Origin of the sequence: Paraburkholderia sp. BR14320 (genome assembly GCF_040948665.1) — a bacterium.
Taxonomy (GTDB): domain Bacteria; phylum Pseudomonadota; class Gammaproteobacteria; order Burkholderiales; family Burkholderiaceae; genus Paraburkholderia; species Paraburkholderia youngii.
This window is the reverse complement of record NZ_JBFPKG010000013.1, coordinates 18,032-35,894: the sequence shown is the minus strand read 5'-3', so window position 1 is coordinate 35,894 and position 17,863 is coordinate 18,032. Positions and strand designations below refer to the sequence as shown.

The 17,863-nt window shown below is 66.3% G+C and carries 17 protein-coding genes; 10 read left to right on the top strand and 7 right to left on the bottom strand.

All coding sequences use genetic code 11. The annotated features are described in order from the left end of the window. Nucleotides 1-129: 129 nt before the first annotated feature. Nucleotides 130-1,860: a M48 family metalloprotease gene (locus AB3X89_RS14870; RefSeq protein ID WP_368583978.1), complete on the top strand. Its 1,731-nt coding sequence runs from the start codon at nucleotides 130-132 to the stop codon at nucleotides 1,858-1,860. 30 nt (nucleotides 1,861-1,890) lie between these two features. Here the strand turns inward: AB3X89_RS14870 and AB3X89_RS14865 are convergent, their stop codons facing one another. The 6 genes from AB3X89_RS14865 to AB3X89_RS14840 form a co-directional block, all read right to left on the bottom strand. Beyond that, nucleotides 1,891-2,469 (bottom strand): DUF2946 family protein, encoded by a 579-nt coding sequence (locus AB3X89_RS14865; protein ID WP_368583977.1) that lies wholly within the window; start codon nucleotides 2,467-2,469, stop codon nucleotides 1,891-1,893. After that, complete coding sequence (locus AB3X89_RS14860) at nucleotides 2,462-3,514, bottom strand: YheT family hydrolase (RefSeq protein ID WP_368583976.1); 1,053 nt, start codon at nucleotides 3,512-3,514, stop codon at nucleotides 2,462-2,464. Before AB3X89_RS14860 ends, AB3X89_RS14865 begins: the two co-directional genes overlap by 8 nt. 52 nt (nucleotides 3,515-3,566) lie before the next feature. Beyond that, nucleotides 3,567-4,013: a nuclear transport factor 2 family protein gene (locus AB3X89_RS14855; protein ID WP_368583975.1), complete on the bottom strand. Its 447-nt coding sequence runs from the start codon at nucleotides 4,011-4,013 to the stop codon at nucleotides 3,567-3,569. A 166-nt stretch (nucleotides 4,014-4,179) separates the two neighbouring features. Further along, a complete protein-coding gene (gene waaF / locus AB3X89_RS14850) occupies nucleotides 4,180-5,205 on the bottom strand; it encodes a lipopolysaccharide heptosyltransferase II (protein ID WP_176105137.1) in 1,026 nt (341 codons plus the stop codon). Nucleotides 5,206-5,403: 198 nt separating this feature from the next. Beyond that, a complete protein-coding gene (locus AB3X89_RS14845; RefSeq protein WP_013090430.1) occupies nucleotides 5,404-5,598 on the bottom strand; it encodes a zinc-finger domain-containing protein in 195 nt (64 codons plus the stop codon). 74 nt (nucleotides 5,599-5,672) lie between these two features. After that, the gene (locus tag AB3X89_RS14840) at nucleotides 5,673-6,596 is read right to left on the bottom strand and encodes a branched-chain amino acid transaminase (RefSeq protein WP_368583974.1); all 924 of its coding nucleotides are present in this window, start codon (nucleotides 6,594-6,596) and stop codon (nucleotides 5,673-5,675) included. 226 nt (nucleotides 6,597-6,822) lie between these two features. Here AB3X89_RS14840 and AB3X89_RS14835 point away from each other — a divergent pair, with 226 nt between their 5' ends. From AB3X89_RS14835 to AB3X89_RS14795, 9 genes are all read left to right on the top strand, one after another. Continuing rightward, complete coding sequence (locus AB3X89_RS14835; RefSeq protein ID WP_368583973.1) at nucleotides 6,823-7,578, top strand: AzlC family ABC transporter permease; 756 nt, start codon at nucleotides 6,823-6,825, stop codon at nucleotides 7,576-7,578. Then, nucleotides 7,575-7,898 carry an AzlD domain-containing protein gene (locus tag AB3X89_RS14830; RefSeq protein ID WP_368583972.1) on the top strand — a complete coding sequence of 108 codons (324 nt, stop codon included), beginning with the start codon at nucleotides 7,575-7,577 and terminating at the stop codon, nucleotides 7,896-7,898. The genes AB3X89_RS14835 and AB3X89_RS14830 overlap by 4 nt, the downstream gene beginning before the upstream one ends. A 279-nt stretch (nucleotides 7,899-8,177) precedes the next feature. Further along, nucleotides 8,178-9,371 (top strand): phosphoglycerate kinase, encoded by a 1,194-nt coding sequence (locus AB3X89_RS14825; RefSeq protein WP_368583971.1) that lies wholly within the window; start codon nucleotides 8,178-8,180, stop codon nucleotides 9,369-9,371. Between the two features lie 427 nt (nucleotides 9,372-9,798). Next, a complete protein-coding gene (gene pyk / locus AB3X89_RS14820) occupies nucleotides 9,799-11,235 on the top strand; it encodes a pyruvate kinase (RefSeq protein WP_013090425.1) in 1,437 nt (478 codons plus the stop codon). 187 nt (nucleotides 11,236-11,422) lie between these two features. Continuing rightward, on the top strand, nucleotides 11,423-12,487 hold the full coding sequence (gene fba, locus AB3X89_RS14815) for a class II fructose-bisphosphate aldolase (RefSeq protein ID WP_368583970.1): 1,065 nt from the start codon (nucleotides 11,423-11,425) through the stop codon (nucleotides 12,485-12,487). A 133-nt stretch (nucleotides 12,488-12,620) separates the two neighbouring features. Beyond that, entirely contained in the window at nucleotides 12,621-13,511 is an 891-nt protein-coding gene (locus tag AB3X89_RS14810; RefSeq protein ID WP_013090424.1) for a phosphoribosylaminoimidazolesuccinocarboxamide synthase, read from the top strand. Between the two features lie 57 nt (nucleotides 13,512-13,568). Further along, nucleotides 13,569-14,087, top strand: coding sequence for a 5-(carboxyamino)imidazole ribonucleotide mutase (purE, locus tag AB3X89_RS14805; RefSeq protein ID WP_368583969.1), 519 nt, complete (start codon nucleotides 13,569-13,571; stop codon nucleotides 14,085-14,087). Nucleotides 14,088-14,191: 104 nt separating this feature from the next. Further along, nucleotides 14,192-15,388 carry a 5-(carboxyamino)imidazole ribonucleotide synthase gene (locus AB3X89_RS14800; RefSeq protein ID WP_368583968.1) on the top strand — a complete coding sequence of 399 codons (1,197 nt, stop codon included), beginning with the start codon at nucleotides 14,192-14,194 and terminating at the stop codon, nucleotides 15,386-15,388. 10 nt (nucleotides 15,389-15,398) lie between these two features. Beyond that, a complete protein-coding gene (locus AB3X89_RS14795; RefSeq protein WP_368583967.1) occupies nucleotides 15,399-16,448 on the top strand; it encodes an L-threonylcarbamoyladenylate synthase in 1,050 nt (349 codons plus the stop codon). 106 nt (nucleotides 16,449-16,554) lie between these two features. On the opposite strand, the gene AB3X89_RS14790 is transcribed toward AB3X89_RS14795, so the two are convergent. Next, on the bottom strand, nucleotides 16,555-17,784 hold the full coding sequence (locus AB3X89_RS14790) for an SGNH/GDSL hydrolase family protein (protein ID WP_368583966.1): 1,230 nt from the start codon (nucleotides 17,782-17,784) through the stop codon (nucleotides 16,555-16,557). Between the last annotated feature and the right edge of the window lie 79 nt (nucleotides 17,785-17,863).

Sequence of the window (17,863 nt, the reverse complement as noted above, 5' to 3'; positions counted from 1 at the left end):
CGGCGGCTGATCACACTTGCGCTGTGCGGTACCGTGCGTTTTGCCTTGTACGCGTCCTTCGACGTCCTTGCCCGCTATCTTAGTCCGGGCCACGGGCGAGTTTTTCGACTTCGTCAGACCGGCTTCGCGATGCATTCAAAACGATTCCTCGCTGCCTTGCTATCTGTCGCACTCGCAATGCCGCCCGGCGCGTTCGCGCAATCGACCGGCGGAGCGGCCCTCGCGTCGGGAACCCCATTGTCCGAGGCGCCGCTCGTTAGCGGCCCGAGCGACGCGGTCGATCCGAGCCTGCCGCCCGACATCGCGCGCGGCGTGTTCGGCACCTACGGCGGCGCGCAGAGCCGTTTTTCCAATGGCGGCGCTAGCGGCAGCAATGGCGGCAAAACCGGCAGCAACGACTGGCGCGCGCCGATCGTCGCGCAGCAGTTGCCCGATCTCGGCAGCGGCGGCGCCGGCTCGCTGACTCCGCAGGCCGAACGCAAGCTCGGCGAGCGCGTGATGCGCGATATACGCCGCGACCCCGATTATCTCGACGACTGGCTCGTGCGCGACTACCTGAATTCGGTCGCCGCCAAGCTCGCAGCGGCGGCCAGCGCGCTGTATATCGGCGGTTACCGTCCGGATTTCGAACTGTTCGGGGTGCGCGACGCGCAGATCAACGCGTTTTCGCTGCCGGGCGGTTTCATCGGCGTGAACACCGGGTTGATCGTGGCGACGCAGACCGAGTCCGAACTCGCGGCGGTGCTGGGTCACGAGATGGGACACGTGCTGCAGCGGCACATCTCGCGGATGATCTCCAACGGCGAGCGCAGCGGCTACGCGGCGCTCGTCGGCGTGCTGTTCGGCGTGCTGGCAGGCGTACTCGCGCATAGCGGCGACCTCGGCAGCGCGATCGCGCTCGGCAGCGAGGCGTATGCGGTCGACAGCCAGTTGCGCTTCTCGCGATCGGCCGAGCAGGAGGCGGACCGCGTCGGCTTTCTGCTGCTCGCCGGTGCCGGCTACGATCCCTACGCGATGCCGACGTTCTTCCACCGGCTCGACCGCGCGGCGATGAACGACAACGGCATTCCGGCCTACGCGCGCACGCATCCGCTGACCGGCGAGCGGATCGCCGACATGGAGGACCGTGCGCGCCGCGCGCCGTACCGGCAGCCGCATCAAGACTCTGAGTACGGCTTCGTGCGGGCGCGCGCGGGTCTGTTGCAGGGCCATTCGCGCAGCGACTACGCGGACGAGATTTCGCGTTTGCGCGCGGAAATCGAGGACCGCACCGCGCTGAACGTTGCGGCCAACTGGTACGGCATCGCCTACGGGCAGATGTTGCTCGAGCGCTACGACGACGCGGCCGCCTCCCTTGCGAACGCGCGCGCGACGTTCGTCTCCGGCGCGCGTGCGGAAGGCGAGCCTGAGCGCGATTCGCCGAGCCTCGACGTGCTCGCGACCGACATCGCGCGCAGTGCCGGTCATGCGGACGAAGCCGCGCGTCTCGCCGACTTCGCGCAGAAGCGCTGGCCGCAGTCGAACGCCGCGATCGATATGCATATCCGCACGCTGCTGACGCTGCACCGTTTCACCGACGCGCAGGCGCTCGCGAAGAAGGAAACCCGGACGCATCCCGATCAACCCGCGTGGTGGTTGTATCTCGCGCAGGCGAGTGCGGGCAGTGGCGATGCGTTGACGCAGCATCGCGCGATGGCGGAAAAGTTCGCGCTGGAGGGCGCGTGGCCATCGGCGATCCGGCAGTTGAAGGACGCGCGCGACTTGAAGACGATCGGCTATTACGACCTGGCGACCGTCGACGCGCGTCTGCACGAGATGGAGAACCGCTACAAGGAGGAGCGGCTCGACGAGAAGGGGTAGGGTGGACGCAGGTGCACGCCGGCGCGTGCGTCAGACCTGCGCCGCCGCCGGGCTTGCGACGAAGCCGAAGCGCGCGGCCACCTGATCGCGTCGCACGCTTTGCAGCGGCAGTGTGAGTTGAGCGCTCCAGTGGAATGCGCCGCTCAATGAACCATCGTCGGCGAGCGTCGCGTGATCCGAGAAGATCTCGAGGTCGTGATCGTGCAGCGCCGCGATGCGTGCCGGCTGCGAGCGATCGGCGAACAGAATGCCGCCGTCTTCATCGACGAACACCGCCGCCGGCTCGAACGCGCCGCCGCCCTGGTCGTGCAGTGCGAGCGTGCCATCCGCGCGCGCGGACAATCTGACCACCCACGGCGTGTAAGCCAGCTCGACATACACGCGCTGCGGCCCGTTCTGGAAATACCACTGCCCGCGCTCATCGGCCTCGTAGTTCCGGTTGATGAAGCCCAGCAGCGCCTCGTGCCGGATCGGCACACCGTGCGCGCCGCTCGCCTGGGCCGCTTCGTCGCGCATGCGCCAGTTGCCGCGCCGGTCGAGCATCAACCAGCCGGTGCAACTCGGCACGTTCGGCCATTTGGCGAGTGACTGTTTGACGATGTCATCCATGATCGACGTGTTGTTCCAGATAGCCGAACACGCGCCGCGATAGCCAGTCGATGCGGCCCGGGAACGGCCCGGTCATGAAACCCGCGTGGCCGCCGTGCTCGGGCTGATAAAGCTCGACCGCCGCCGATACCTCCTGCCGCGACGGCAGCGCTTCGGCCGGCAGGAACGGGTCATTGCGCGCGTTGAGCACCAGCGTGGGCACTTGAATGAGCGGCAGCAGCGGACGGGTGGTTGCGGTGCTCCAGTAGTCGTCGGTATTGCGAAAGCCGTGCAGCGGCGCGGTCACCACGTTGTCGAACTCGTACATCGTGCGGCTCGCGAGCATCGCGTCGCGATCGAATAGGCCCGGGAACTGCTCGAGCTTCTGGTTGGCCTTGTGTTTCAGCGTCTTCAGGAAGCTGCGCGTATAGACGAGGCCGAAGCCCTGCGACAGCGCGCGGCCGCCCGCGTGGACGTCGATCGGTGTCGAAATCGCGGCGGCGGCGGCTACCACCTGCGCCGCATCGTTTTGCCGCTCGCCGAGCCAGCGAAGCAGCACGTTGCCGCCGAGCGACACGCCGGCCGCGACCACCGGCCCCCGATGCGCGGCGCACAGGCGGCGCAGGATCCAGTCGACCTCGTTGCTGTCGGCCAGATGGTAGAAGCGCGGCAGCCGGTTCAGCGGGCCGCTGCAGCTGCGAAAGTGCGGCACCACGCCGTGCCAGCCGTATTCGCGCGCGGCGGCCATCAGCGCGACCGCGTAGTGCGACGACGAACTGCCTTCGAGGCCGTGAAACAGCACGAAAAGCGGAGCGGTATCGGTGGGCGGAGTATCGTGCGCGACCCAGTCGAGATCGATGAAATCGCCGTCCGGCGTGTCCCAGCGCTCGCGCCGAAACGACACGGCGGGGCGGCGCGCGAACAACGACGGGACGATCGTCTGCGCATGCCGGTTGGGCAGCCACAGCGGCGCGCGGTACAGCAGCTCGACGGTCGCCTCGACGGCGGCCGCCACCTTGGCGGGGGCCGTACCGGAGGAAGCGGGTTTATGTGGCGTCGAACTCATACCGGCGGAAAAGCGAAAAAACGTGAATCTGAATCGGTCGTGGTGCCGCGCGTCAGTGCAGCGGGCCCTGGCCATGCCGCATCTTGGTCGCGAACTGGCTGGCGGCCTCGTTCGGCATCGGGCTCGCGTGAATATGCGCAATGCGCCATTCGCCGCGCTCGTGGACCATCACGTAGGTGGTGAAGACCATCGCGGGCGTGGCGGTCGGATCGGCCGGACGATGCGCTTCGGCAATCGCATAGACGACGGTGCCGAGGCTGTCGTAGACGCGGATGTCGAGCGGCTCGATCGACACCGGCAGCGCTTCGAGCTGAGCCTGCAAGCCATTGCGGATGTTCTCGATACCGTGCAGATGCGAGCCGTCCGCGCAGATGCAGCTGACGAACTCCTCGTCGATCCACAAGCCCATCAAACTGTCGATATTGACCTCGGCGACGGCCTGATAGTAGGCGTTCAGGGTATCGGCGGCGGCTTCGAAGATATGGGCAAAACGTGGCATGGCTCGTCAGTCTCTAGTGCGCGGCGCGCGGTTGCGGGTCAGCGGTAGCGGGACGGTCCAGAGCGCCGGACCATCGCCCCCGGCGTCAGCTTGCCCGTGCCGCAAGGCGCGAACATGACGCGACGCGCTCGGGGGCGTGCGGTGTTGCGTGCAAGTACCAGTCGGCTCAGCGCTGCGCGAGCAGCATGCCGCGCAAATCGCCGAAAACCTGCTCGGCGCTCAGCTGCTTCAGGCAGTTCAGATGACCGAGTGGGCACTCGCGCTCAAAACAGGGGCTGCATTCGAGATGAAGCCATTGTACCTTCGCGAGCTCGGACAAGGGCGGGGTGTGGCGCGGATCGGTCGAACCGAAAACGGCCACGAGCGGGCGGCGCAGCGCGGCGGCGACGTGCATCAGGCCGGAGTCGTTGGTGACGACCGCGTTGGCCCGAGCGATCAGCGCGCAGGCCTCGCCGAGCGCGGTCTGGCCGCACAGGTTGCGCACGTTCGGCGCTTTTTCGGCGATCGCCTGCGCGAGCGGCGCGTCTTTCGGCGAACCGAGCGCGACGATCTGCGTGTACGGGAACGACTGGCCGACCATCTGCGCAAGCGCCGCGAAGTGCTCGGGCGGCCAGCGCTTGGCGGGACCGTACTCGGCGCCCGGGCAGAACACCAGCAGCGGCACGCGGGTATCGAGATTGAAGCGCGCCGATACGCGCGACGCCTCGTTCAGATCCGTGTCGAGACGGGGCATCGGCAGATCTTCGGGGACCTTGGCGCCGGGCGCGTAGGCGAGGGCGGCGTAGTGGCCGACCATCGGCGGCCGGGCGTCCTTGCGCGGATTCGCGTGACGCACGTTCAGCATGCCGTAGCGACTCTCGCCGGTGTAGCCGATGCGCAGCGGAATGCCCGCCAGCCACGGAATCAGCGCCGACTTGAACGAGTTCGGCAGCACGTAGGCCGCGTCGTAGCCGACGTCGCGCAGATCGCTCGACAGCTGCCAGCGGCGCAGCATCTGCAGCTTGCCGTGGGCGAGATCGGTCGCGTAGACGTCGCGGATTTCCGGCATGCGTTCGAGCACGGGGGCGACCCAGCTGGGCGCGACCGCGTCGATGACGATGCGCGGATGCAATTTCACGAGGCGCGCAAACAGCGGCTGCGCCATCAATGCGTCACCGATCCAGTTCGGTGCGATAACCAACGCGCGACGCATCAGAGTGAGTGTCCGGTGTCGATAACAAGCGCCGCGCGCGATGCGCGTGGCGCTCGGATGGGTAGAAGGGGAAAGCGGGAAGCCGCGCGGCGCGAGGCCCGCGGGTCGTGCGATCGAGCCTGCGGCGCGGCGAGCGCGCGATCAGAACGTCACGCCTCGCGCCGCTGAAGCCGGCTCAGAACCGCTCGATGCGTTCGATCAATGACCCTTGATCACTTCGCCGTCGCGCAGCTTGTAGCGCGTGCTGCAATACGGGCAACGCGCTTCGCCGTGCGACACGTCGATGAAGACGCGCGGATGCGCGCTCCAGCGCGGCATGGCCGGATTCGGACAATATGCCGGCAGATCTTTTGCCGTCAGTTCGACCAGCGGCATTTCCTTGATTTCGCTCATGACACTTTCTCGTTGTATGCGGGGTGCTTGCAGTGCGCCGCCGACGGGCGGCGCTGCGCATCTCAAAACGTCGCTCAGATTTTCGTGAGCCAGTGCGCGTACTTCTCGCTCTTGCCGTTCACGACGTCGAAGAAGGCGGACTGCAGCTTTTCGGTGATCGGGCCGCGCACGCCGGCGCCGATCTTGCGGTTGTCGAGTTCACGGATCGGCGTGACTTCGGCTGCCGTGCCGGTGAAGAACGCTTCGTCGCAGGTATAGACTTCGTCGCGCGTGATGCGCTTTTCGATCACCTGGATGCCCATGTCGCGCGCGAGCGTGATCACGGTGTCGCGCGTGATGCCGTCGAGGCACGACGACAGGTCGGGCGTGTACAGCTTGCCGTTGTTGACGAGGAAGAAGTTCTCGCCCGAGCCTTCCGACACGTAGCCGTCGACATCGAGCAGCAGTGCTTCGTCATAGCCGTCGGCGATCGCTTCCTGGTTCGCGAGGATCGAGTTCACGTACCAGCCCGACGCCTTTGCGCGCACCATCGACACGTTCACGTGATGGCGCGTGAACGACGACGTCTTCACGCGAATACCCTTGGTGATGCCGTCTTCGCCGAGGTACGCGCCCCACGGCCACGCGGCGATCGCGACGTGGATCGTGTTGCCCTTGGCCGACACGCCGAGCTTTTCCGAGCCGACCCAGATGATCGGGCGCAGATAACAGGATTCGAGCTTGTTCTCGCGCACCACTTCACGCTGCGCGGCGGCGAGCGTTTCATGGTCGAACGGCACGTCCATCTGGAAGATCTTCGCCGAGTTCAGCAGGCGCTTGGTGTGCTCCTGCAGGCGGAAAATCGCGGTGGCGCCGTCGGCCGTCTTGTAAGCGCGCACGCCCTCGAACACGCCCATGCCGTAGTGCAGCGTGTGGGTGAGCACGTGGATTTTGGCATCGCGCCAGTCGATGAGCTTGCCATCCATCCAGATCTTGCCGTCGCGGTCGGCCATTGACATACGGTTCTCCAGCAGGTGCGTTATGAGGTGCGGCCATGAGCGCAGGACATAGCCGGGAGCGCTATTTTAGCGTCTTTTGCACACACAACGGGCATTTGGGCGCACCCTGGACGCTATAATCCAGCGCACGCATAAATCAAATCGGGATGCGCCAGCGGGAGGTCTCGCAAGCTGGTGCCGGCCCGGCCTTCTCGACGGCGTTTCCTGCGCCCGCAATCTTCGCCCGATGCTCGCTCGACTGTCCGACACCGATCGCCGCGCTTTTCGTGAAGGCGCGCGCGCCTATGCGCCCACGCTGATGGCAATTTTTTCCTGGGGCCTCGTGACGGGCATCGCGATGAGCAAGTCCGTGCTGACGCTGCCGCAGGCGCTCACGATGTCGCTGCTGTGCTACGCCGGTTCGTCGCAGCTGGCGGTGCTGCCGCTCCTCGCGGCGAAGCTGCCGGTGTGGACCGTGCTGCTGACCGCGGCGATGGTCAACACCCGCTTCGTGATCTTCAGCGTCGGCCTCGCGCCGCACTTCTCTTATCTGCCGATGTGGCGGCGCATCGTGCTCGGCTATTTCAACGGCGACGTGATCTATCTGCTGTTCGTCAAAAAGAGCTTTCCGACCGGCTACGTGCCGGGCAAGGAGGCGTACTTCTGGGGCATGGCGGTAGCGAGCTGGCTCTCGTGGCAGGTGTCGTCGATCGTCGGCATCCTGCTCGCGAGCCTGATTCCCGACAACTGGGGGCTCGCGCTCGCCGGTACGCTTGCGCTGTTGCCCATCATGGTGTCGGCGGTCGCGACGCGCTCCACGCTGGCCGCGGTCAGCGTGGCCGCCATCGTGGCGCTGCTCGCGCTCGATCTGCCGTACCGGCTCGCGCTGCCATTCGCGGTGATCGCGGCGATCGTCGCCGGCAGCGCAACCGACCTGATGATCGAGCGCGCGGACCTGCGCCGCATCCGCGGCGTAAACGATCGCGCCGGAGACTCCCGATGACCTCAACGCAAATCTGGCTCGCCATCTTCGGCATGACCTTCGTCACCGCGCTCACGCGCGCGATGTTCCTGATCGGCGGCGAGCGCACGGTGCTGCCCGCGCGCGTGCAGAAAATGCTGCGCTACGCGCCGGCCGCCGCGCTCGCCGCCGTGGTGGTGCCCGACGTGCTGACGACACCCGAGGGGCTGTCGTTCGCGGCTTCCAACCATGAACTTTACGCGACCCTCGCCGGCCTCGGCTGGTTTTTGTGGCGCCGCACCATGCTCGGCACGATCGTGACCGGGATGGTCGTGTTCACGCTGATGCGCGTCTTCCTGTGACGGTCCGGCCCCAGGTGTGGCGATGACGCCGCGCCGCGCGGCATCGAGGGCCTCGCGGTCAAATACGCGACATTCGCCGCGTCGCGGTCAGATGGCCGTTGGGATCAGTTAAAATGCCCTTTTCCGGGTTGAGCGCGCCGCAGCAAGGCGCCTAGTGCCGCGGCCGGCCGCCGGCGCCCGATCCCGCGGAGCCGTTGGGCCGAAGCGCCGGAGTTCGCCGCGCCTCGTCCCCGCGCGCTGTCCGCCACCGCCTTCTCATCAACTCGCCTACTCAAGCCCATGAACAAGGTATTGCGTCTCTCCGACCTGATCGCCGAAGGCAAGCTGTCCGGCAAACGCGTGTTCATCCGCGCCGATCTGAACGTGCCGCAGGACGATCAAGGCAACATCACCGAAGACACCCGCATCCGCGCTTCCGTACCGGCCATCAAGGCCGCGCTCGACGCCGGCGCCGCCGTGATGGTCACCTCGCACCTGGGTCGCCCGACCGAAGGCGACTTCAAGCCGGAAGATTCGCTCGCGCCAGTGGCGAAGCGTCTCGCCGAGCTGCTCGGCCGAGACGTGCCGCTCGTCGCGAACTGGGTCGAAAACGGCGTGAACGTCGCGCCGGGCTCGGCCGTGCTGCTCGAAAACTGCCGCGTCAACAAGGGCGAAAAGAAAGATTCCGACGAGCTCGCGCAGAAAATGGCCAAGCTCTGCGACATCTACGTGAACGACGCGTTCGGCACCGCGCACCGCGCGGAAGCGACCACGCACGGCATCGCGAAGTACGCGCCGGTTGCCTGCGCGGGTCCGCTGCTCGCGGCTGAGCTCGAGGCACTCGGCAAGGCGCTCGGCGCACCGAAGCGTCCGCTGGTGGCGATCGTCGCGGGTTCGAAGGTGTCGACCAAGCTGACCATCCTGAAGTCGCTCGCTGAGAAGGTCGACCAGCTGATCGTCGGCGGTGGCATCGCCAATACGTTCATGCTCGCGGCCGGCCTGAAGATCGGCAAGTCGCTCGCCGAGGCCGATCTCGTCGCCGAAGCGAAGGCGATCATCGACGCGGCGAAGGCCCGCGGCGCCTCAGTGCCGATCCCGACCGACGTGGTCACGGCCAAGGAGTTCTCGCCGACCGCGAAGGCCGAAGTGAAGGCCGTCGCCGATGTGCAGGACGACGACATGATCCTCGACATCGGCCCGGAAACGGCCAAGGTGCTCGCCGCACAGCTCGAGAAGGCCGGCACGATCGTGTGGAACGGCCCGGTCGGCGTGTTCGAGTTCGACCAGTTCGGCAACGGCACGAAGACGCTCGCGGACGCGATCGCGCGCTCGGCGGCGTTCTCGATCGCAGGCGGCGGCGACACGCTCGCGGCGATCGCCAAGTACGGCATCCACGATCAGGTCAGCTACATTTCGACGGGCGGCGGCGCGTTCCTCGAGTTCCTCGAGGGCAAGAAGCTGCCGGCGGTCGAAGTTCTGGAATCGCGGGCTTAACGTGGCGACGCGCTCCCCCGCGGCGAAGTCGACCAAGGCGCGTGGCGCGAAAGCTCCGCGCGGTAACGCGACAACGCCGGCACGGGAGCGCGCGACACGCGCGGTCGCTGCGTCGGCGAGGGCCGAACAGGACGTGGCCGCCGAGGCGCTAGTAGCGCCGGCGGCCACCGACGCGGAGCAGCCGCCAACTTTGCAAGCCGAATCTGGCCAACACGATTCGGCCCGGCCGGAACAGCCTTCCGGCAAGCAGCACAGCGGATCTCCGGCGCGCGAGGCGCCGGTCCCGAATACCGCATCACCCGCATCACTCCACAAAGCGACACCGGCCACAACCGGCGCGCGACCCCACGTAGCATCTTTCGATGCGCGAACTCCGCAGCAGCCCCGCAGCGCTCTTTCCAGCGATCCCATCCAGACGAGGAGACTCATGCATCGCGCCACCAAGATTGTCGCTACTGTCGGTCCGGCTTCCAGCACGCCGGAAATCCTGCTGCAAATGATTCAGGCAGGATTGGACGTGGTGCGGCTCAATTTCTCACACGGCACCGCCGACGACCATCGTCAGCGCGCCGAATACGTTCGCGAGGCGGCCCGTCAGGCCGGCCGCGAAGTCGCCATCATGGCGGACCTGCAAGGCCCGAAGATTCGCGTCGGCAAATTCGAGAACGGCCGGACGACGCTCGTCACCGGCAATCCTTTCATCCTCGATGCGGAATGCGAGCTCGGCAACGACGAGCGCGTCGGCCTCGACTACAAGGATCTGCCGCGCGACCTGAAACCGGGCGACGTGCTGCTGCTCAACGACGGCCTGATCGTGCTCAACGTGCAGCGCGTGATCGGCCAGGAGATCCACACGATCGTGAAGATCGGCGGTGAGCTGTCGAACAACAAGGGCATCAACCGCCAGGGCGGCGGTCTGTCGGCGCCCGCGCTGACCGCGAAGGACATGGAGGACATCCGCACGGCGATGTCGCTCGGTGTCGATTTCATCGCGGTGTCGTTCCCGAAGAACGCGACCGACATGGAAATGGCCCGCCAGCTCGCGAACATCGCCGGGGCGCCGTACGGCATCAAGCCGAAGATGATCGCGAAGATCGAGCGCGCGGAAGCGATTCCGGCGTTGCAAGGCATTCTCGACGCGTCGGACGGCATCATGGTCGCGCGTGGCGACCTGGCCGTGGAAGTGGGCAATGCCGCCGTGCCGGCGCTGCAAAAGCGCATGATCCGCATGGCGCGCGAGTCGAACAAGTTCGTAATCACCGCGACGCAGATGATGGAGTCGATGATCCATGCGCCGGTACCGACCCGCGCTGAAGTGTCGGACGTCGCCAATGCGGTGCTCGACGGCACCGACGCGGTGATGCTGTCGGCGGAATCGGCGGCGGGCAAGTATCCGGTGCAGACCATCGAGACCATGGCCGCGATCTGCGTCGAAGCGGAAAAGTCCGAGCAGTCGGAGCTCGACAAGGACTTCCTCGACCGCACGTTCACGCGGATCGACCAGTCGATCGCGATGGGTGCGCTGTTCACCGCCTATCACCTTGGCGCCAAGGCGATCGTCGCGCTGACCGAGTCGGGCTCGACCGCTCTGTGGATGTCGCGCCACTGGACCCACGTGCCGATCTTCGCGCTGACGCCGCGCGTCGGCAGCGAACGGGCGATGGCGCTTTACCGCAACGTGACGTCGCTGCATCTGGACACCAACACCGACCGCGACACGGCGCTGCAGCAGGCGCTCGAAACGGTGGTCGGCAAGGGCTACGCGTCGCACGGCGACATGGTCGTGCTGACGGTCGGCGAGCCGATGGGTCAAGCGGGCGGCACCAATACGTTGAAGATCGTGCGGGTCGGTGAGCCGTACTGATCAGGCAGGACTGCTCGATCGGCACGGGCTCGATTGAGCGAAGCAGGCCGGCGAGACCCGCACGGCCCATGTGCGACGGCGCACCAAAGCGCCGGTGTCGCTGCGGGAACGCCGCCTGCTTCGCGATAAAATCGCCGCAAAAAATGCCGACGGCAAAAGAATTCGTTTCAATCCAAGGAGTTTAAGCATGCCTCTCGTATCAATGCGTCAACTGCTGGACCATGCCGCGGAAAACGGCTATGGCCTTCCGGCATTCAACGTGAACAACCTGGAGCAGGTGCAGGCGATCATGGCCGCGGCCGACAAGGTCAACGCCCCGGTCATCATGCAGGCGTCGGCTGGTGCGCGTAAGTACGCGGGCGAGCCGTTCCTGCGCCATCTGATCGAAGCGGCGGTGGAGTCGTATCCGCACATTCCGGTCGTGATGCACCAGGATCACGGTCAATCGCCGGCAGTGTGTATGGCGGCGATCCGCAGCGGCTTCACCAGCGTAATGATGGACGGTTCGCTCGAAGCCGACGGCAAGACGGTCGCATCGTACGAGTACAACGTCGAAGTGTCGCGCAAAGTCGTCGAAGCGGCGCACTCGATCGGCGTCACCGTCGAGGCGGAACTGGGCGTGCTCGGTTCGCTCGAAACGATGAAGGGCGACAAGGAAGACGGCCACGGCGCCGAAGGCACGATGACGCGCGAGCAGCTGCTGACCGATCCGGAGCAGGCCGCCGACTTCGTCAAGCTGACCCAGTGCGACGCGCTGGCCATCGCGATCGGCACCTCGCACGGCGCCTACAAGTTCAGCAAGAAGCCGACGGGCGATATTCTTTCGATCCAGCGCATCAAGGAAATCCATCAGCGCATTCCGAACACGCACCTCGTGATGCACGGTTCGTCGTCGGTGCCGCAGGAATTGCTCGCGGAAATCCGCGAATTCGGCGGCGACATGAAGGAGACCTACGGCGTGCCGGTCGAGGAAATCCAGGAAGGTATTCGTCACGGCGTGCGCAAGGTCAACATCGACACCGACCTGCGTCTGGCGATCACGGGCGCGATCCGCCGCTACATGGCGACCAACCCGAGCAAGTTCGATCCGCGCGATTACCTGAAGCCGGCGCGCGAAGCGGCGATGAAGATCTGTATCGACCGTTACATGCAATTCGGCTGCGAAGGCCAGGCTGGCAAGATCAAGCCGGTTTCGCTTGATAAAATTGCGGAGAAGTACAAGTCGGGCGAGCTCTCGCAAGTCGTCCGCTAAGCTGTAGTTTTGGCTCCGCACCTGGCCGTTTGGCCAGGTTGTCGTCCGATCGCCGTTCCCGCATCATCGGGGGAACGGCGTTTCCCTTTTGTTCCGGTCACATTTTTTGCCCCACTTTTAGCGAATCACGACGATGTCTACCCTCTACGAATCCACGCTCCGCTCGCTGCCGCTGCTCGGCCGCGGCAAAGTCCGCGACAACTATGCGGTGGGCAACGACCAGTTGCTGATCGTCACGACCGACCGTCTGTCGGCGTTCGACGTGATCATGGGCGAGCCGATTCCGAACAAGGGCCGCGTGCTCAACGCGATGGCGAACTTCTGGTTCGAGAAGCTCCAGCACGTGGTGCCGAACCACCTGACGGGCGTCGCGCCCGAGTCGGTGGTCGCGCCGGACGAAGTCGAGCAGGTCAAGGGTCGCGCGGTGGTCGTCAAGCGTCTCGAGCCGATTCTCGTCGAAGCGGTGGTGCGCGGCTATCTGGCCGGCAGCGGCTGGAAGGATTACCAGGCCACCGGTTCGGTCTGCGGCGTGCAACTGCCGGCAGGCCTGCAGAACGCGCAGAAGCTGCCCGAGCCGATCTTCACGCCGGCCGCCAAGGCCGAGATGGGCCACCACGACGAAAACATCACCTACGACGAGATGGAGCGCCGCATCGGCACCGAGCTGTCGGCCACGATCCGCGACATCTCGATCCGGCTGTACAAGGAAGCCGCTGATTACGCGGCAACGCGCGGCATCATCATCGCGGACACGAAGTTCGAATTCGGTCTCGACAACCACGGCAAGCTGTATCTGATGGACGAGGCGCTCACGGCCGATTCGTCGCGCTTCTGGCCGGCCGATCAGTACCAGGTCGGCACCAACCCGCCGTCGTTCGACAAGCAGTTCGTGCGCGACTGGCTCGAAACCCAGCCGTGGAAGAAAGAGCCGCCGGCGCCGAAGCTGCCGGACGACGTGGTCGCGAAGACGGGCGAGAAGTACCAGGAAGCGCTCGAGCGCCTGACCGGGCACAAGCTCGACTGATCTGATTGCGCGCGCCGTGTCAGGCGCGCATCGCCCGGAAACAAGGAAGCCGTAAAGATGAGTGAAGCACAAACCGCCCATAAGCATGATGCGCCGGTCGTCGGCGTATTGATGGGCTCCAGTTCCGACTGGGAAGTGATGAAAAACGCCGTCGCGATTCTGCAGGAATTCGGCGTGCCGTACGAAGCGAAGGTCGTGTCCGCGCACCGCATGCCAGACGAAATGTTCGCCTATGCTGAAAGCGCGCGCGAGCGCGGCATTCGCGCAATCATCGCGGGCGCGGGCGGCGCCGCACACCTGCCGGGCATGCTGGCCGCGAAGACCACGGTGCCGGTGCTCGGCGTGCCGGTCGCGAGCAAGTATCTGAAGGGCGTCGATTCGCTGCATTCGATCGTGCAGATGCCCAAGGGCGTGCCGGTCGCGACCTTTGCGATCGGCGAGGCGGGCGCCGCGAACGCGGCGCTGTTCGCGGTGTCGCTGCTGTCCGGCACCAGCACCGAATACGCGGACAAGCTCGCTGCATTCCGCGTGCGCCAGAACGAAGCGGCTCACGCGATGGTATTGCCGGCGCTGTAAGCGCGCCGGTTGTTTGATAAGACGTCCCCTGTCCGACCCCCGGCCGGGTGCCCGCCGCTCTGTATGCGAGCGCGACGCGTATCCGGCCGCGACCGACCACCAAGATGAACCCAGACAACACACCGGTTTCACCGATTCTGCCCGGCGCATGGCTTGGCATGGTCGGTGGCGGCCAGCTCGGCCGCATGTTCTGTTTTGCCGCCCAGGCGATGGGCTATCGCGTCGCCGTGCTCGATCCGGACGAAACCAGCCCGGCCGGCGCGGTCGCCGACCGCCACCTGCGCGCGGCCTACGACGACGAAGCGGCGCTGACCGAACTCGCGCGGCTGTGCGCGGCGGTGTCGACCGAATTCGAGAACGTGCCGGCCGCGAGCCTCGACTTTCTCGGCAAGACTACCTTCGTGAGCCCGGCCGGGCGTTGCGTCGCCGTCGCGCAAGACCGGATCGCCGAGAAGCGCTTTATCGCGTCGTCGGGCGTGACGGTTGCGCCGCACGTCGTGATCGAGTCGTCGGATGCGCTTGCGGCGCTGGGCGATGCCGAGCTCGAAGCGGTGCTGCCCGGCATCCTGAAAACGGCGCGCATGGGTTACGACGGCAAGGGCCAGGTTCGCGTGCGCAACGCCGAGGAAGTGCGCGAGGCGCATGCATCGCTCGGCGGCGTCCCGTGCGTGCTGGAGAAGCGCCTGCCGCTGAAGTTCGAAGTGTCGGCGCTGATCGCGCGCACGGCGAGCGGGGCGTCGGTTGTCTATCCGCTTGCGCAGAACACCCATCGCGACGGCGTGCTGTCGCACACCATCGTTCCCGCGCCGGACGCATCGCCCGCGCTCGTGCAGCAGGCTCAACAGGCCGCGCTGCAGATCGCCGGGAAGCTCGGCTATGTCGGCGTGCTGTGCGTCGAGTTCTTCGTTCTCGAAGACGGCTCGCTGGTCGCCAACGAAATGGCGCCGCGTCCGCACAACTCCGGCCACTACACGGTCGACGCGTGCGCGACGAGCCAGTTCGAGCAGCAGGTGCGCGCGATGACCAGCATGCCGCTCGGCGACACGCGCCAGCATTCGCCGGCGGTGATGCTGAACATCCTCGGCGACGTGTGGTTCCCGGACGGTGCGAAGCGCGCGGCGGTCACGCCCCCGTGGCAGGAAGTCGCGGCGATGCCGGCCGCGCGCCTGCATCTGTACGGCAAGGAAGAGGCGCGTTGCGGCCGCAAGATGGGTCACGTGAACTTCACCGCGTCGACGCTCGAAGAAGCCCGCACGGCGGCGCGCGATTGCGCGCGGCTGCTGCATATCGCTACCAGCTGAAGCGCGCGCCATGCCGGATCAACAGAAACCCGCCGAGGACGCTACCAACGCGTTGCCGGTCAGCGCCGCGCAGATCGAGCAGGCGGCGGCCTTGCTCGACGCGGGTGGGCTGGTCGCGTTTCCGACGGAGACCGTGTACGGCCTCGGCGGCGATGCCGAGAACCCGGACGCGGTCGCGCGCATTTACGCGGCGAAGGGGCGGCCGGCCAATCATCCGGTGATCGTGCATCTCGCGCCGCACGGCGATCCGAACTACTGGGTCGAACATTTGCCATCCGATGCACAGCGCCTGATCGACGCATTCTGGCCGGGACCGCTGACGCTGATCCTCAAGCGCGCCGCGCGCATACCCGCGGCGGTCAGCGGCGGACAGGACTCGGTGGGCTTGCGCTGCCCGTCGCATCCGGTTGCGCAGGCGTTGCTCGAAGCGTTCAGCGCGTTGCGCAGCGGGCATGGCGGCGTCGCCGCGCCGTCGGCCAACCGCTTCGGACATGTGAGCCCAACCACCGCGCAGCATGTGCGCGACGAGTTCGGCAGCGCGATTCATGTGCTCGATGGCGGCGCGTCGGATGTCGGCATCGAGTCGACGATTCTCGATCTGTCGCGCGGCTTTCCGGCGCTGCTGAGGCCAGGTCGCGTGACGCCGCAGGATATCGCCGACGTGCTCGGCGAGGCGCCGCGTCTGCCCGACGGGTCGGACGCGACCGCGCCACGCGCGTCGGGCACGTTGAAAGCGCATTACGCGCCGCGCACGCCGCTCGCGCTGCTACCGTTTAGCGAGCTCGAGCCGCTGCTCGCGGTGCGCGAGCAGGGCGAGCGCATCGCGCTGGTCGCGCGCGCGTCGCGTGCGGGACAGTGGGCCGATGCCGACGGCGTGCATTTCGTCGCCGCGCCGGAAGATCCGCACGTCTATGCACGCGAACTCTACGGCTTGCTGCGCGCGCTCGATCGCGCGAACGTCACGCGAATTCTGATCGAGAAGCTGCCGGACACGATCGAATGGATCGCGGTCAACGATCGGCTCGGGCGCGCGGCGGCGGCATTCGAAGCGCAGAACTGATGCGATCGGCTCGCTGCGGTGCATAGCGCGGCTACCCGAAAAAGGCAAAGGCCCGGCTCGTTCAACGAGCCGGGCCTTTTGCTATCCAGGCAAGCTTGACGCTGTGTTACTTGCCAAGCCCGCTAGCAGCGATTTGCTTCTCGACCTGCTGCGCGATCAGCGCGCCCGTATGGGTGCTCGGATGCACGAGGTCGGCGAAAACGTAGCTCTGGTCCGCGCCGGCCACCGTGTAGGTCTGCGGCGAGCAGAACAGCGACGACGCGAGTAAGTTGCCGAAATCCGCGGGCGTCTGACCGGATGCGAGCACGCTCGGGTTCTTCGTCGCGTAGGCGGTCGCGGCCGCGTTCATCGACGCCAAGTTACACGCGGTGCCCGTATTCGACACGGTGAAGCCGAGCGCCTGATAGTTGGCCAACGTCTGGTCCAGCAACGTGTACGAGTCCAGGTAGATGACCTGCGAGGTCGACGCGAGGCCTTGCTTCAGCACGCTGTTGTAGGCCTGGACGAGCCCGTCGATGACTGCCTGGCCTTGTGGGCCCGCGGCGAGGCCTTGCGGCGTTTTCGCGATATCAGGCACGTTCGACACCACCACATGTTGAGCGCCCGCGGCGACGATCTTTTGCACTGTGCCGACGAACGTGGTCGCCGCGGTCACGATCGCCGCTCCTTGGGCCCGCGCGACCGACTGGATCGCGGCAGTTGCTGCCGCCTGCGCGTCGGCCGGGTTGGCGCCGTTTGCGATCGCCGCCGCCGCCGTTGCCGCCGCTTGCGCGCTGGCAGCCGAGATCGTTTGCACCGCGATGAAGATGTCGTTCGCGCCGCCGTTGATCAGCACGAGCTGGTTCCCATTGAAGCTGTTGTTGTGCGCAGACAGATACTGGCTGACCTGTGTCGTGACCGGCACCGTAGTCGCGGCCATGCTGTTCGGCGCGAAGCCGATGCCCGGTTGCAAATCGACACGCGATCCGCCTTGCGCATAACCGAGACCGCCCGCCGCGGTGAGCGGGTTGCCGAAGCCGCCGACGTAGGCGGGGGTGAGCGTGCCGCCGTAGTACTCGGCGACCTTCTGCGTCCAGATTTCGCCCGGATTGGTCGTGAAGCGGCCGCCGCCCGTGCCGACGTTCGCCTGAACCGCGGCCTGGTAGGTGCCGACATCCGACAGGCTGTCGCCGAACGACACGACCTGCAGCGAGACGCCCCCCGGCGGCGTGTTGCTGCTCGAACTATTGTTGTCGCCGCCACCGCCGCATGCCGCCAGCGCGGCGAACGCGGCGCTCGCCACGGCGATCTGCGTGACGCGCAACCATTGCTGTTTCTTCGAAGCGGTTTGATTCATGTTGACTACATCTCCTCTTATATGTGGCCCTTGATGCCATGCGTTGCAGGCGGCGTCCACCGCGTTGGCGGCGTGACGA